At 61.8% G+C, this 13734-nt stretch carries 11 protein-coding genes; 7 read left to right on the plus strand and 4 right to left on the minus strand.

The window, feature by feature from the left end; genetic code table 11:
* Positions 1-119 precede the first annotated feature (119 nt).
* The 4 genes from AC3I0A_RS27005 to hflK (AC3I0A_RS27020) are packed head-to-tail and all read right to left on the minus strand — an operon-like array spanning position 120 to position 6083.
* The gene (locus AC3I0A_RS27005; RefSeq protein WP_489375542.1) at positions 120-2039 is read right to left on the minus strand and encodes a cation-translocating P-type ATPase; all 1920 of its coding nucleotides are present in this window, start codon (positions 2037-2039) and stop codon (positions 120-122) included.
* Positions 2036-3094, minus strand: coding sequence for a protease modulator HflK (hflK, locus tag AC3I0A_RS27010; protein WP_489375543.1), 1059 nt, complete (start codon positions 3092-3094; stop codon positions 2036-2038). Before hflK (AC3I0A_RS27010) ends, AC3I0A_RS27005 begins: the two co-directional genes overlap by 4 nt.
* Complete coding sequence (gene hflC / locus AC3I0A_RS27015) at positions 3091-4122, minus strand: protease modulator HflC (protein WP_489375544.1); 1032 nt, start codon at positions 4120-4122, stop codon at positions 3091-3093. The genes hflK (AC3I0A_RS27010) and hflC overlap by 4 nt, the downstream gene beginning before the upstream one ends.
* Entirely contained in the window at positions 4119-6083 is a 1965-nt protein-coding gene (gene hflK, locus AC3I0A_RS27020) for a protease modulator HflK (RefSeq protein ID WP_489375545.1), read from the minus strand. The genes hflC and hflK (AC3I0A_RS27020) overlap by 4 nt, the downstream gene beginning before the upstream one ends.
* 269 nt (positions 6084-6352) lie before the next feature.
* Here hflK (AC3I0A_RS27020) and AC3I0A_RS27025 point away from each other — a divergent pair, with 269 nt between their 5' ends.
* From AC3I0A_RS27025 to lpdA, 7 genes are all read left to right on the plus strand, one after another.
* Entirely contained in the window at positions 6353-6976 is a 624-nt protein-coding gene (locus AC3I0A_RS27025) for a CDP-alcohol phosphatidyltransferase family protein (RefSeq protein ID WP_489375546.1), read from the plus strand.
* A gap of 10 nt (positions 6977-6986) precedes the next feature.
* Positions 6987-8747 (plus strand): bifunctional alpha/beta hydrolase/class I SAM-dependent methyltransferase, encoded by a 1761-nt coding sequence (locus AC3I0A_RS27030; RefSeq protein ID WP_489375547.1) that lies wholly within the window; start codon positions 6987-6989, stop codon positions 8745-8747.
* Positions 8744-10075 (plus strand): phosphatase PAP2/dual specificity phosphatase family protein, encoded by a 1332-nt coding sequence (locus AC3I0A_RS27035; RefSeq protein WP_489378613.1) that lies wholly within the window; start codon positions 8744-8746, stop codon positions 10073-10075. The genes AC3I0A_RS27030 and AC3I0A_RS27035 overlap by 4 nt, the downstream gene beginning before the upstream one ends.
* Positions 10065-10520, plus strand: a complete 456-nt coding sequence (locus tag AC3I0A_RS27040) for a hypothetical protein (RefSeq protein ID WP_489375548.1) — start codon at positions 10065-10067, stop codon at positions 10518-10520. Before AC3I0A_RS27035 ends, AC3I0A_RS27040 begins: the two co-directional genes overlap by 11 nt.
* 9 nt (positions 10521-10529) lie before the next feature.
* Positions 10530-11150 carry a lysophospholipid acyltransferase family protein gene (locus AC3I0A_RS27045; RefSeq protein ID WP_489375549.1) on the plus strand — a complete coding sequence of 207 codons (621 nt, stop codon included), beginning with the start codon at positions 10530-10532 and terminating at the stop codon, positions 11148-11150.
* Position 11151: 1 nt separating this feature from the next.
* The gene (locus AC3I0A_RS27050; protein WP_489375550.1) at positions 11152-12084 is read left to right on the plus strand and encodes a phosphatidate cytidylyltransferase; all 933 of its coding nucleotides are present in this window, start codon (positions 11152-11154) and stop codon (positions 12082-12084) included.
* 143 nt (positions 12085-12227) lie between these two features.
* Positions 12228-13628 carry a dihydrolipoyl dehydrogenase gene (gene lpdA, locus AC3I0A_RS27055; RefSeq protein WP_489375551.1) on the plus strand — a complete coding sequence of 467 codons (1401 nt, stop codon included), beginning with the start codon at positions 12228-12230 and terminating at the stop codon, positions 13626-13628.
* Positions 13629-13734: the final 106 nt, after the last annotated feature.

The raw sequence follows: 13734 nt of genomic DNA on the forward strand, positions 1-13734 counted from the left end.
CCGCCCTAAACCAAGTGTTTCAGCCAGGTTACAGTTTGTATTGATGCAGCCTCTTCACAGATGACTATCAACTCGCCGCACAGTTCCAGCGGTCGATCATGACGGATCCGCGCGTCAGATCAGAGATCGTCTTTGAGCTTGAGCAATGGCTCCTGAAAGCGCAGTAAACGGCCGGCGTTGCCCAGTACCAGCAAGGTGCTGAGGTTATGCAGCACCGCGGCAATCATTGCCCCCGCCGCCCCGAGCCAACCGAATGCGGCAAAGGCGACGATCGCCAGGGTCCAGCCCAAGCCGATGATCACGTTGACCTGCAACGTTTGCCGACACTGGCGACTCAAGCGCACGCAGGTGCCCAAGCGCCGCAAATCGCTGCCAATCAGCACGATGTCCGCCGAAGCCAGAGCGATATCCGCCCCTCCCGCGCCCATGGCGACGCCGACCACGCCGGCCTTGAGTGCCAGCGAATCGTTGATCCCGTCGCCCACCACCATCGGCCGAAAGCCACTGTCGATTTCTTGTAGAACCCGGTTGAGCTTGTCTTCGGGCAAGGCCTGAGCTTCGACATCGCTGATCCCGACTTCATGGGCCAGGCTGTGAGCCACGCTTTGCCGATCACCGGTGAGCAGCAATTGCCGTCCCAGACCCAGCTCACGCAGTTCGCTCAGTGCGTGGCGAGCCTCGGGTTTGACGCTGTCCGCCAACAATAGCCAACCGAGAAACTCTCCGTTCAACGCCAGCCCGGCGATGGGCCCGTCATGCTCGGGCACGACGGAGGTCGCAATGCCCAATTGGCCGAACAACTCCGGACGACCGAGCGCCGCCTCGCCCTGCTCCGTTTGCGCCACGACACCCAACCCCTGGCGCTCGCGGATATCCGACAACACCAGAAAATGCTCCTGCGTCACCAGCCCGGCCAATGCACGACTAACCGGATGGCTGCTGGCGGAGCCGAGGCTGGCGGCCAATTTCAGCAATGGGCTGCGATCCTCGATCGGGCTGTCGATCGATTGCAAACGCAGAGTGCCAAAGGTCAGGGTGCCGGTCTTGTCCACCACCAGTGAGGTCAGGTCCGCCAGCTCCTCAAGGAACGCCGAGCTGCGAATCAAAATCCCGTGGCGCGCCGCGACAGCGATCCCGGCAATCGCCGTCGCCGGTGCCGACAACACCAAGGCACAAGGACAGGCCGCCACCAATACCGCCAACATCGCCTGCGCATCGTTGCTGATAAACCAGGTGACGGCCGCCAGCAGCAAGACCAGCACCATGTAGCTGCCGGCATAACGTTCGAGCAAACGAGTGATCGGCGGCTTCGAGCGCTCGGCGCTTTGCATCAGCGCGATGACCTTTCCCAAGGTCGATTCAGTGCCGGTGCGGGTGACTTCAATCCGCAACAAGCCATCGAGGTTGATCGCCCCACCGAACACCAGCATGCCGACACTCGCCTCCAGCGGTAGCGACTCGCCGGTGATCGGTGCGGTGTCGAGGCTGGCTTGCCCGGAAAGCACCAGGCCATCGGCCGGTACCCGATCTCCGGCCCGCACCTCCACCTGGTCTCCGGTTTTGAGCGTGCTGTTGTCCACTTCGACAATCGTGCCGTCGGCCTGCACTCGCCGTGCATGGCTGCGCGTCAACTTGCCCAAGGCATGAATGGCTTCCTGGGAGCCGATCACGCTGCGCTCCTCCAACACGTGGCCAAAGATCATGATGATCGGCAGCAAGGCCGCAGTCAGCAGATCGCCGGTGGCCCAAGCGCCCATCATTGCCAGTGCGATCAACTGATCGGTGATGCCGTGCAGGCTTGGGTAACGCAGGCTGTACCAGGCCGAACGCATCACCGGCACGGCCACCAGCAATGAGGCAAAACCCAGCAACAACTGGCTGACGCCATTTTGCTCTGGCGCCAACCAACGCCAGACCAAACCCAGTACCAGCAAGCCCAGTGCGAGCATGGCCAGGGTCAGTTGACGCGCAGCGCTGCGTTGTTCGGTGGAGGTCAGCATGCTCGCCGCGGGTTGTGCGGCAGCAGAGTGGGCAGTCATTGTTCGGCTCCCTGAATAATCAGGCGGGAATCGTCTTTGGGATCGACCGTGGTCACCGACCCGGCCTGACCGAGGATCTTCGGCAGACGCTCGCGGTAGATGCGCAGCAGCATTTCCGGGTCAGCGCCCTTGCGCTGCGCCAAGGCCAGGCTCTGTACAGTCGCGGTGTCGGCCGAGGCTTTGGCCAGGCGTTCGCTGGCTTGTGCATAGGCGACTTGCAGGGCTCGGTCGGATTGCTGGGTAGCGGTCTGGGTGAGTTTTTCGGCGTCGGTTCGAGCATTCGCCACGGCTTTGTCGGCCTGTTGGCTGGCGGTCAGTACCGCATTGAAAGCATTCACTGCTGGCCCTGGCAGACTGGACTGCACGTCGACTCGCGCCACTTCGATCCCCAGCCCCTGCCCGGTCGCAGTCAGTTCGGCCAAGCGTTGATTGATGCCCTGCACCAGATCCCCGCGCAGCCGTTCGCGACGCTCGGCGGCCTGGTTATCCGCGCCGATCAATTCCGGGCGCGCCACCAAAATGGTGTCCAGGTCTCGCGCGGCGGTCAGCGCTAACGCACTGCGGGTCACCAGACGATCCAGCGCAGGCAGTACATGCTCGCCTTGCAGTACGAACGCATAGGGCTCGGTGACTTTGTAGAAAACCCGCACATCCAGTTGCACTACGCCGGCATCGCCAGTCAGCAGGTAACCGGAACCGGCCAAGGCATCACTCAGCGGCGTGGCGAAACTCGCCACTCGATCGCCCTGTAGCGCGGCATCGGAACGCAACAGGTTTTCCACCCGGCGTTCGATTACCCGGTCTGCTGCCGGCAATAAAACCACCTGCTCGAACGGCCGCGGCCAGGCCAACAATAAGCCGGCATTTTGAATGCGATCCAAGGCGCCGAAGTGCAACACCACCGCACGATTCTGCGGATCGATCTGCCGCACATTGGAAAAAGCCCAAACCACTGCTGCCAATACCGTCACCGCGTACAACGCGAGAAAGGTCAAACGGCCAGCCTGGATCCAAGGGCTGCTGACTTCATTTGTTCCACGTGGAACGTTACTCATGGCTGCGACTCGGCCTTGGCGCCAAGGCCTGACGGCGGCCCATCAATCAACACCCGAAATGGCGCCGCATCGGTACGCAAGATCAACTTGGTGCCCGGAGTGACCACCGTGCCCAAGGTGTCCAGCGAACGCAGCAAGTTATACAGCTGCGGCGAACCCGCGTAGGCGCGGCCGTAAATCTGCGCGGCTTCGACTCGGGATTGGGCTTCGATATCAGCAGCTTTCACCGTGGCATCGGCTTGCACAATTCGCGCATCACGCTCGGCGGCGGAACGAATCTGCGCCGCCTCGCGTTTACCGATGGCGGTGCGTTCGGTGGCGATGGTTTCACGCTCGGCACGCATACGGTCGACGGTGGCGGTCAGTGTCACCGACGGCAAGGTCAAGCGCTCGATGCCGACTTGCAGCACACGCACGCCGTAGGTGGTCAACAACTGCTGGTCGATCTGCTTGCGCAGTTGCGCTTCAAAGTCGGCGATATGGACCTGATTGGCATCGGTGTTCACCAGATTGGCCAGGTCAAAACTACTGGCCGTGGTTTCCAGCGCCGAGCCGACAAAGGTGCGAATCTGCCGCGCCGCTTCGTCCGGCTGATTCTGCACTGCGCGCATGAAGCGCTGCACGTTGTCCGGATCGCCCTGCACCTGCCACGCCACATAGGCCTGAATAATGATCCGCAAACCATCGCGCGTACCGACATCCTGCAAACCACTGGAGGTGGTGCGCAGCCGCAGATCCACCGGGATCGCCGCTTCGAACGGTGCCGGCCAGCGCCGGCCGAGACCGGGCTCCAGCAGCACCCGCGACGGGTTGCCGAAGCGGGTGATCACCGTGGCTTCGCCGGAACGCACTTGCACCAGGCTCGCCGCTGCAATGGCAAACAACACCAGCAGTGTCGCCCAGGCCATGCGCCGCCATGGAAACGGCCCGGCTTCCCGAGGGTCACCGTGGTGATGATGGTGGTGGCTGTGCTGATGTCCGCCGTGGCCTTGATGATCATGTTGATCGTGGGAATGAGACTGGCTCATTGGACGGCTCCTGGCTGAACGGTTTTACGCGGCGCCGCAGGGTCAGCCGGTAGCGTGAAAGTGCGTAGATCGATGGTCGGCGCGCTGTTGCCGCCCAGACGGTGATCGAGAAGAAGCAGCTTGGCGTTGGCCAGGCCCAGCGTCAGCTGGCTGAAATATTGCTCCAGCACAAAGGCCTGGCCGGCCGAAGCAAAAGCCTTTTGTTCGGCGGCAAAACGCAGGTCCGCGGCCTGGGCGGCGGCTTTGACTTCATGGGCAGTGGCCAGCGCTTGATCGCGAGCGACACTCGCCTGCAATTGCGCCTGGTGGGTCTGCTCGCTGGCCGCCCCGCGCTCACGGGAGATCAATGCCTGGGCGCCGATCTGCGCAGCTTGCACGCCGTGGTAAGCGTTGGCTGCACCGGCCGGCGGGTGGATCGCTTCGACGACCGTCGCAAGAATTTCCACGCCGCTGTCGAGTTTCTGCAAGTCCGCCTGCACCGCACGACCGATGTCGTCGGCAAGGTTGGTGCGATCTTCCCCCAGCAAACCATCGAGCGTTCGCGAGGCGAAATCGTGAACCAGAATCCGGCTGGCGGTGCTACGAATCAGCGTCGGGACATCCGCGCTGTTATAGGTTGCCGCCAGCGCCGCCTGATCGGTCAGGCCGATGCGATAGACAAAACGCACGTCCATGTTGACGATCTGAAAGCTCTGCTTGTCAGCGTTGCCGCTGGCAATGACCTGGGACTTGTCGTTCACATGGCTGGCATCCCATAGCCGATTGGCAATCAACGGCGCAGGGCCTTCTGCAGGCTCCGGCAGTGTTGCGATGGTTGCCTCACCGACGCTGGTTGCCAACTCATGCACCACACCGTTCTCGACGCTCAATACGCGGCCCACAGGCCAGGGCAATCCGGCATGCAGTCCGGGCCCGAAGACCTCGACCGGCTTGCCGAAACGCTCGTAAATGCCCCGCCCTTGCAGCGCAATTTCGTGAATCCCGGTCAGCAGCCAGCCGACTGCCAACACCACCAACAGCACCGGCAGGAAGGCCCGGCGCATGTAAGTGAAAGCCCAGATCTGCCGGAGATCGATGCCGAAGCGGTTGTGCAATTCGTGCTGCAACGCCAGCAAGGGCTGCGGCGGCCAACGCAACATGTCGGCGACAAAGCTCTGCGCCAGCAGCCGTGGTTCAAGCTGTTCACGGCGCGGGCTGAACAGCGATAACAAGGCGCGTAGCAGCAATTCGGCCGCTACCAACCCCGGCAGCAGGCCGATTAATACCGCGAGGCGCGCAGGCCATACCGACGTTTCACTGGAAAACAACAGGCAGAACGCGCTCAGCACCAGGCAGATGATCGCAACCCGGATCAACTGTCCAAGCTGCGCGGCTTCAGGCCATTCGGCGGGGTTTTCCTGAGCCAACTGGCGTTCGAACACCAGCAAGCCGAAGGCCAGCAATAACGAAAGCGCCGCCCCAACACTGGCCGACAGCCCCAATGCCGCGCCGGGCAACGACAGGTTCCAGACCTGCTCGATGCTCAGCAGCACCAACAGCGACCAACCACACAGCCAGAGAGTCGCTGCGCCAATCTGCGCCAGCAGCCGTAGCCAGCCGTCGCTGATACGCTCCAACAGCCGTTCGTACCAGCCGAGTGCTTCAACGGGGAGATCCGCGACTGGCTCTGCGGGTAGCACTACCGTAGAGCCCAGTGCCCGCCCTCGCCACAACGTCACCCACCAGGCCGATTGCAACCCGGCCACTACGACCAACAAGGCTGCGGCCTGGTTGACCAACAGTGCAGGCCACAGCGATTGCGGGGCGAAAAGCCCGACAAAAAACGCCAACACCAGCCCCACCGCCGCCAAACCCGCCAGGCCGATGCCGACTCGCTTCAACCGCCGGGCGTGAAATACCGCTTGTTGAAAACGCGGCAGTCCTTCTATCTCTGCCCCATCTGCGTCCAGATCGACTTGCATACCACCCCGTCTTTGCTAAACCTTGGCCTGTAGATAACTCCCAGGCCGGCGCAAGTGCATGTTTCGTTATGATGTAACGATAGTAGTGAAATTTTCGTTCAACGCACATCCCGAAGACTCTGCGCTCACCATTTACCGCTTTTGACTGGCTGGTCACAGGACAAGTACCCCCGCCACCAGCTACTCTCAGCGCCAGACGTTCAGGGCGACAGAACGCGAGCTTCAGCGCCACGCCCCTGACCTTCACCCTCGACAAAGGAATTGTCTGCATGCCTTCCATCTACCAGTTGAAACCGGCCTTTCAGAACCTGCTGCGGCCCCTGGTTCAGCGCCTGTTCGATAACGGCACCACTGCCAATCAAATCACCCTGTTGGCGGGACTGATCTCCGTTCTGGTGGGTGTCGCGGTGGCCAGTTTCGCCGAACATCTCTGGGTGTTCGCCCTGATTCCAGTGTGGATGATTCTGCGCATGGCGCTGAACGCCATCGACGGCATGCTGGCTCGCGAATTTGGCCAGCAATCGCCCTTGGGCGCCTACCTCAATGAGCTATGCGACATCATTGCCGACAGCGCACTGATCCTGCCGTTTGCGTTGATCCCTGAAGTGAATCTGCTGATCGTGTTGCTGGTGACGTTACTGGCGCTGTTCAGTGAATACACGGGAGTGCTCGGGCCAATGGTCGGCGCTTCGCGACGCTACGACGGTCCGATGGGTAAAAGCGATCGGGCGTTGGTGCTCGGTGTGCTGGCGACCGGGATCGCCTTGGGCTGGCTCGCGGCAGGCTGGATCAACGGTCTGCTGCTGGTGGTCGCTGCATTGCTGCTGTACACCCTGGTCAATCGGGTCCGTCAGGGCTTGAAAGAAGCCCTTAACAACGCCCCATCAGTATAAGGAAATCAGTATGCGCGAAGCCCGGGATCATACCTTCAGCACCCACGACGGGGTACAGCTGTTCTACCGCCACTGGCCTGCCAGCACCTTGCCTGCCGATGAGCCGCGCAAGGCCGTTGTACTGTTTCACCGCGGCCATGAGCACTCCGGACGGATCGCCCATCTGGTGGATGAGCTGGACCTGCCCGAATTCGATTTCTTCGCCTGGGACGCTCGCGGTCATGGTCAATCCCCCGGTGCCCGTGGCGACAGCCCAAGTTTTGCCACCAGCGTGCGCGACGTGCAGACCTTCTGCGACCACCTGAGCGCGAGCTACCCGATTGACCAGGAGAACATGGCGGTGATCGCCCAGAGCGTCGGCGCGGTAATCGCAGCCACCTGGGTCCACGACTACGCACCGCGTATCCGGGCACTGGTGCTCGCATCTCCGGCGTTCAAGGTGAAACTCTACGTGCCCTTCGCCAGAACGGGCCTGGCCCTGATGCGCAAGTTTCGCGGCAATTTCTTCGTCAACAGTTACGTCAAGGCGCGCCTGCTCAGCCACGACCGCCAACGGGTGGCTTCCTACGACAGCGATCCGCTGATCACCAAAGCGATTTCGGTGAACGTGTTGCTCGGGCTGTATGAAGCGGCGGACCGTGTGGTTGCCGATGCTCAGGCGATCCAGGTGCCCACCCAGCTGCTGATCTCCGGCTCCGACTTCGTGGTGCAGCGCAAACCCCAGGAACAATTCTTCGACCGCCTCGGCAGTTTGCAGAAGGAAAAACATATTCTTCCGGGGTTCTTTCACGACACCCTCGGCGAACGGGACCGCGCTCCGGCGCTGAGCAGCGCCAGGCGTTTTATCCTGCAGAACTTCAAGCGCCCGGCACATCGCCCTTCCCTGCTCGACGCCGATCGCCTCGGCCTGACCTGCGCCGAATCGGAAGCGCTGGCGGCACCCTTGCCACGCAACTCGCTGCGTGACCTGTACTGGCGCATGACTCGCGCCAGCATGGGCCTGGGCAGTCGACTGTCGGCCGGGGTCAAACTTGGCTTCGTCAGCGGTTTCGACTCCGGCAGCACCCTGGATTATGTCTACCGCAACCGCCCGACCGGGCAAACAGCCATGGGCCGGATGATCGATCAGAACTACCTGAACTCCATCGGCTGGCGCGGCATTCGCCAGCGTAAAATTCACCTGGAGGAACTGTTGCGCCTGGCAATGGAACAGCTCCGTGAGCAGCACCGCGAAGTACGCATCGTCGACATCGCCGCCGGCCACGGACGTTACATTCTCGAAGCCTTGGAGGGTGTCAGTCCGTTGCCCGAATCGATCCTGCTGCGCGACTACAGCGACATCAACGTGCGCGAAGGCAGCGCGCTGATTGCCGAGAAAGGCTTGAGCGAGGTTGCCCGCTTCGTCAAAGGCGATGCCTTCGACCAGGCCGATCTTGCAGCACTGCAGCCAAAACCGAGCCTGGCCGTGGTCTCTGGCCTTTACGAGCTGTTCGCTGACAATCAACTGGTCAGCGGTTCGCTGGCAGGGCTGGCCGCAGCCGTGGAGCCCGGCGGCTATCTGGTCTACACCGGCCAGCCGTGGCACCCGCAACTGGAGCTTATCGCTCGCGCCCTGACCAGCCACCGCGAGGGTCAGGCCTGGATCATGCGCCGCCGCAGTCAGGCGGAAATGGATCAGTTGGTCGAAGCGGCGGGGTTTCGCAAGATCACCCAACGGATCGATGAATGGGGCATCTTCAGCGTGTCGCTGGCGCAACGGCTGCCACGATGACCAGCGCCGTAACGCCCCTGCGCGAGCCAGGCCTGCTGAAGCCGGCGGTGCTCTGGTTGCTGCTGCTGGCGCCGTTGTTTTTCGGCACCTACGGCTTTGCCACCTGGGTCAGCGCTCAGCGGGATGACGTCGGTAGCCTGGTCTTTGGCTGGGAGACTCATATTCCGTTCGTCGCCTGGACCATCGTGCCCTACTGGTCGATCGACATGCTGTATGGCCTGTCGCTGCTGTTACCGACCAGCCGCGAAGAGCTCAAACGCCATGCCTTGCGCCTGCTCACGGCCCAGGCGATCGCCGTCAGCTGCTTCCTGCTCTGGCCGTTGCGCTTCACTTTCCAGCGCCCGGAAATGGATGGAGTGTTCGGTTGGATGTTCGACGTGCTGGCGGGCTTCGACAAACCCTTCAATCAAGCGCCTTCTCTGCACATCGCCCTGCTTGTGGTGCTCTGGGTCTGCTACCAGCGGCATGTACAGGGTGCCTGGCGCTGGTTGGTGCATGGCTGGTTCGCGCTGATCGGGATTTCCGTGCTCAGCACTTATCAACACCACTTTATCGACTTACCCACAGGCGCTCTGGCCGGATGGCTGTGCGTCTGGTTGTGGCCACTGGATCGACCCGGGCCACTGCAGACCGCACGCCTGGCAACTGATCGTAAACGCCGGCAACTGGCGCTGCGTTATACCCTGGGCGCCGTGGGGCTGGGCATTCCAGCCTTCGCATTTGGCGGCTGGTGGCTGTGGTTGCTCTGGCCGACCGTGGCCTTGTTGATGGTGGCGTTGAATTACGCGCTGTTCGACGCCGCCGGCTTCCAGAAGGGCGCCGATGGCCGGTTGAGCCCAGCCGTCCGTTGCATGCTGGCGCCGTATCTGGCGGCCGCGTGGATCAACTCGCGGCTGTGGACAAAAAATCATCCACAGCCGGATCAGGTTGTGGATAACGTCTGGCTAGGGCGAATCCCGGGTTCACCGGACCTGAAACACAGCCAATTCCGCGCGGTGCTCGATCTGTGTGCCGAATTGTCGTTGCCCGCACCGGGCCTGGCCTATCACGCGCTGCCCGTGCTCGACCTTGTCGCCCCCACCGCCGAGCAATGCCTGGAAGCCGCGCGCAGCATTGAGCGCCTGCGTCAGCACGGGCCGTTGCTGGTGTGCTGTGCACTGGGTTATTCACGCAGTGCCACGGCCGTCGCCGCCTGGCTGCTGTACAGCGGTCGCGCCGCCAACGTCGAGGCGGCTCTGATGCAGATTCAACGGAGTCGGCCACGGATCGTACTGCACCTGGCCCATCGCCAGGCACTGGAGCACATGAGGATCGTCAATGGCCACTGACCTTTCCCTGGAAGTCGTCGCCAGCCTGTTGCGCCGGGGTCGTGCGCTGGATCAGTTATCCACAGGCATAACCCTGCTGGGCCTGTTGTTCGGTCTGGTGCAACTGTTGCTGGCCACCATCAGCCCGCTCTGTCTGATCCTCAGTGCGTGGATGGTGCTGCTCGGGCTGCTGCAAAAGTACTGGGCGCTGCGAGTGGCCTTCGACGCCGACCTGTTTCAGCGGATGGCCAACGAAACCGAGCAACTGACGCAATGCACTGAAGCCATGGACCGGGTGTTGCAGAGCCTGAGCCTGCAAAAAGCCGATCGACCCGCCAGGAGCTGGGCCGAGCGCAGCCGCGGGGCGCTGAAGCTGCTGCGTCGGCAAGTGCAGCTGCTGGCCGTGCAAGTACTGGCGCCGCTCGCAGTCATCCTCGCCAGCCCTTGGCTGCCCTTCACTGGATAAGGAATCCTCATGTTCGAACCCGTGGTCGCCATGCTCATCACCTCTGCTGCCCGCACGGTCACCGGGGCTCGCAGCCTGTGGCTCGGTTGCGCGCCGCAGGCGGTACAGCGCATCTACTTCGCCAACCACAGCAGCCATGGCGATTTCGTGCTGCTCTGGGCTTCGTTGCCGCCGGCATTGCGCAAGGTCACGCGGCCAGTGGCGGGTGCGGATTACTGGCAAAAACGCCCGTTGCGCCGCTACATCATCAATCGGGTGTTCAACGGCGTACTGATTGACCGCGAACGCAAAGAGCCTGTGGATAACCCCTTGCAGCCTATGCTTGACGCTCTGGAGAACGGCGACTCGCTGATCATTTTCCCGGAGGGCACGCGCAATCTTGAAGAGGGTCTGCTGCCCTTCAAGAGCGGGATCTATCACCTGGCAAAAAGTTATCCACAGGTCGAGCTGATCCCGGTATGGATCGCCAATCTCAACCGCGTCATGCCCAAAGGTCGCGTCCTGCCTCTACCCTTGTTATGCACAACCAGCTTTGGGATACCGCTAAAGCTCGAAGAGAGCGAGAGCAAAGTGCACTTCCTTGAACGCAGCCGCGACGCACTGCTGGCCCTGGCCCCGGAGCACTCCTGAGATGGATAGGCAACCCCTGATGTTGTTCAGCGCCATCGGCGCGATTCTGCTGCTGGCCTCGCTGATCGGTTTCATCCTCAAGCTGCGGACTCGCGGCACGCCAAACCCGGTGATCGATAACCTCAATGCGCGGATCAACGCCTGGTGGGTGATGGTGGTGGTCATCGGTATCGCCTTCTGGCTCGGTACCAGCGCAGTGATCCTGCTGTTCTACGCGGTGTCCTTCTATGCCCTGCGGGAGTTTTTAACCCTGACGCCCACCCGTCGCAGCGACTACCCGGCGTTGGTGGCGGCGTTCTACCTTGCCCTGCCCCTGCAGTACCTGCTGATCTACTTCGACTGGTACGGGCTGTTCTCGATCTTCATCCCGGTCTACGTGTTCCTGCTGCTGCCGATCCTTGCCTCGCTGGGAGGTGACACTACGCACTTCCTCGAACGCGCCTCGAAAGTCCAATGGGGTCTGATGATCGCGGTGTTCTGCGTGTCGTTCGTGCCGGCGCTGCTGACCCTCGATATCGCCGACTACGAAGGCCGCAACCTGCTGCTGATCGCCTATCTGGTGATCGTGGTGCAGCTGTCGGACGTGTTGCAGTACGTCTGCGGCAAGCTCTTGGGCAAACACAAGATCGCCCCGAATCTCTCACCATCGAAAACCGTCGAAGGTTTTGTCGGTGGCGTTGTGCTGGCCTCGCTGATCGGTGCCGCGCTGTGGTGGATCACCCCGTTCAACCCATGGCAGTCATTCCTCATTGCGTTGTTGATCAACCTGCTGGGTTTTGCCGGCGGCATCGTCATGTCGGCGATCAAGCGCGACCGCGGCGTGAAAGACTGGGGGCATATGATCGAAGGCCATGGCGGCATGCTCGATCGACTGGACTCGGTGTGCTTCGCTGCGCCGATCTTCTTCCATCTCGTACGCTACTGGTGGACATGAGCCTGCGTAGTATTCCTGTGTAATCAGTCGTATGGCGCACGACCGCTACACCTTGACTCCTGGCACTTGGATGATCAATATTATTATCATAATATTTTACTCGATCTACCGTTAAACGTTCCCTTCCTCTGCAGGAGAACACCATGAATATCTACGACGTCGTGGTTCTGGGTGGTGGCCCCGGTGGTTATAACGCCGCCATCCGCGCGGGCCAGTCGGGCTTGAGAGCCGTGTGTGTCGAAGGCCGCGCCACCCTCGGCGGGACCTGCCTGAATGTCGGCTGCATGCCCTCCAAGGCGTTGCTGCACGCCTCGGAACTCTACGACGCGGCCATGGGGAACGAGTTCGCCAACCTGGGGATCGAGGTCAAACCCACCCTCAACCTCGCGCAGATGATGAAACAGAAAAACGAAAGCGTCGCCGGACTGACCAAGGGCATCGAATTTCTCTTTCGCAAAAACAAAGTCCACTGGGTCAAGGGCTGGGGCCATATCGACGGCCCGGGCAAGGTCACCGTGACCGACAGCCAGGGCGGCAAAACCGAGCTCCTGACCAGAAACATCATCATCGCCACCGGCTCCGAACCCACGCCATTGCCGGGTGTGGAAATCGACAACCAACGCATTCTCGACTCCACCGGCGCGCTGTCGCTGACAGAAGTGCCCAAGCATCTGGTGGTGATCGGCGCTGGCGTGATCGGCCTCGAATTGGGTTCGGTCTGGCGGCGTCTGGGCGCGCAGGTGACAGTAGTCGAATACCTTGATCGCATCTGCCCGGGCGTGGACGACGAGGCCGGTAAAACCTTGCAACGCTCACTGAGCAAGCAAGGCATCAGTTTCAAATTGAGCTCGAAAGTCACCAGCGCCACCACCTCGGCCACCGGTGTCCAGCTAAGCGTCGAACCGGCGGCGGGCGGCGCTGCCGAGTTGCTGGAAGCGGACTATGTGCTGGTGGCCATTGGGCGTAGGCCCTACACCCACGGGCTGGGCCTGGAAAACGTCGGCCTCACCACCGACAAACGCGGCATGCTGAGCAACAAGGGCCACCGCACCGAAGCGCAAGGCGTTTGGGTGATCGGTGACGTCACGTCCGGGCCAATGCTCGCCCACAAGGCCGAAGACGAAGCCATGGTCTGCATCGAGCTGATCGTTGGCAAGGCCGGTGAGGTCAATTACGAGCTGATCCCCAACGTGATCTACACCAAACCGGAGCTGGCCAGCGTCGGCAAGACCGAAGAGCAGCTCAAGGCTGAAGGCCGTGCCTACAAGGTCGGCAAATTCCCCTTCACCGCCAACAGCCGGGCCAAGATCAACCACGAGACCGAAGGCTTCGCCAAAGTGCTGGCGGACGAGAATACCGACGAGGTGCTGGGCGTGCATCTGGTGGGCCCGAGCGTCAGTGAAATGATTGGCGAATACTGCGTGGCCATGGAGTTTTCCGCCTCGGCCGAAGACATCGCCCTGACCTGCCATCCGCATCCGACCCGCTCTGAGGCGTTGCGCCAGGCGGCGATGAATGTGGAGGGGATGGCGACGCAGATATAGGGTGGCGCTGATGATCAATTGTGAGATCGTTCCCACGCTCCTGCGTGGGAACGCAGCCCGTGACGCTCCGCGTCACTGCCGAAGCGGACGCAGAGCGTCCAGTGAG

It is taken from the genome of Pseudomonas sp. KH_024_B2 (assembly GCF_057839965.1).

Excerpts from the sequence above, each read along its gene's own strand:
- AC3I0A_RS27005 (WP_489375542.1), bottom strand. The coding sequence starts at position 2,039 with ATGACTGCCCACTCTGCTGCCGCACAACCCGCGGCGAGCATGCTGACC.
- hflK (WP_489375543.1), bottom strand. The coding sequence starts at position 3,094 with ATGAGTAACGTTCCACGTGGAACAAATGAAGTCAGCAGCCCTTGGATC.
- hflC (WP_489375544.1), bottom strand. The coding sequence starts at position 4,122 with ATGAGCCAGTCTCATTCCCACGATCAACATGATCATCAAGGCCACGGC.
- hflK (WP_489375545.1), bottom strand. The coding sequence starts at position 6,083 with ATGCAAGTCGATCTGGACGCAGATGGGGCAGAGATAGAAGGACTGCCG.
- AC3I0A_RS27025 (WP_489375546.1), top strand. The coding sequence starts at position 6,353 with ATGCCTTCCATCTACCAGTTGAAACCGGCCTTTCAGAACCTGCTGCGG.
- AC3I0A_RS27030 (WP_489375547.1), top strand. The coding sequence starts at position 6,987 with ATGCGCGAAGCCCGGGATCATACCTTCAGCACCCACGACGGGGTACAG.
- AC3I0A_RS27035 (WP_489378613.1), top strand. The coding sequence starts at position 8,744 with ATGACCAGCGCCGTAACGCCCCTGCGCGAGCCAGGCCTGCTGAAGCCG.
- AC3I0A_RS27040 (WP_489375548.1), top strand. The coding sequence starts at position 10,065 with ATGGCCACTGACCTTTCCCTGGAAGTCGTCGCCAGCCTGTTGCGCCGG.
- AC3I0A_RS27045 (WP_489375549.1), top strand. The coding sequence starts at position 10,530 with ATGTTCGAACCCGTGGTCGCCATGCTCATCACCTCTGCTGCCCGCACG.
- AC3I0A_RS27050 (WP_489375550.1), top strand. The coding sequence starts at position 11,152 with ATGGATAGGCAACCCCTGATGTTGTTCAGCGCCATCGGCGCGATTCTG.
- lpdA (WP_489375551.1), top strand. The coding sequence starts at position 12,228 with ATGAATATCTACGACGTCGTGGTTCTGGGTGGTGGCCCCGGTGGTTAT.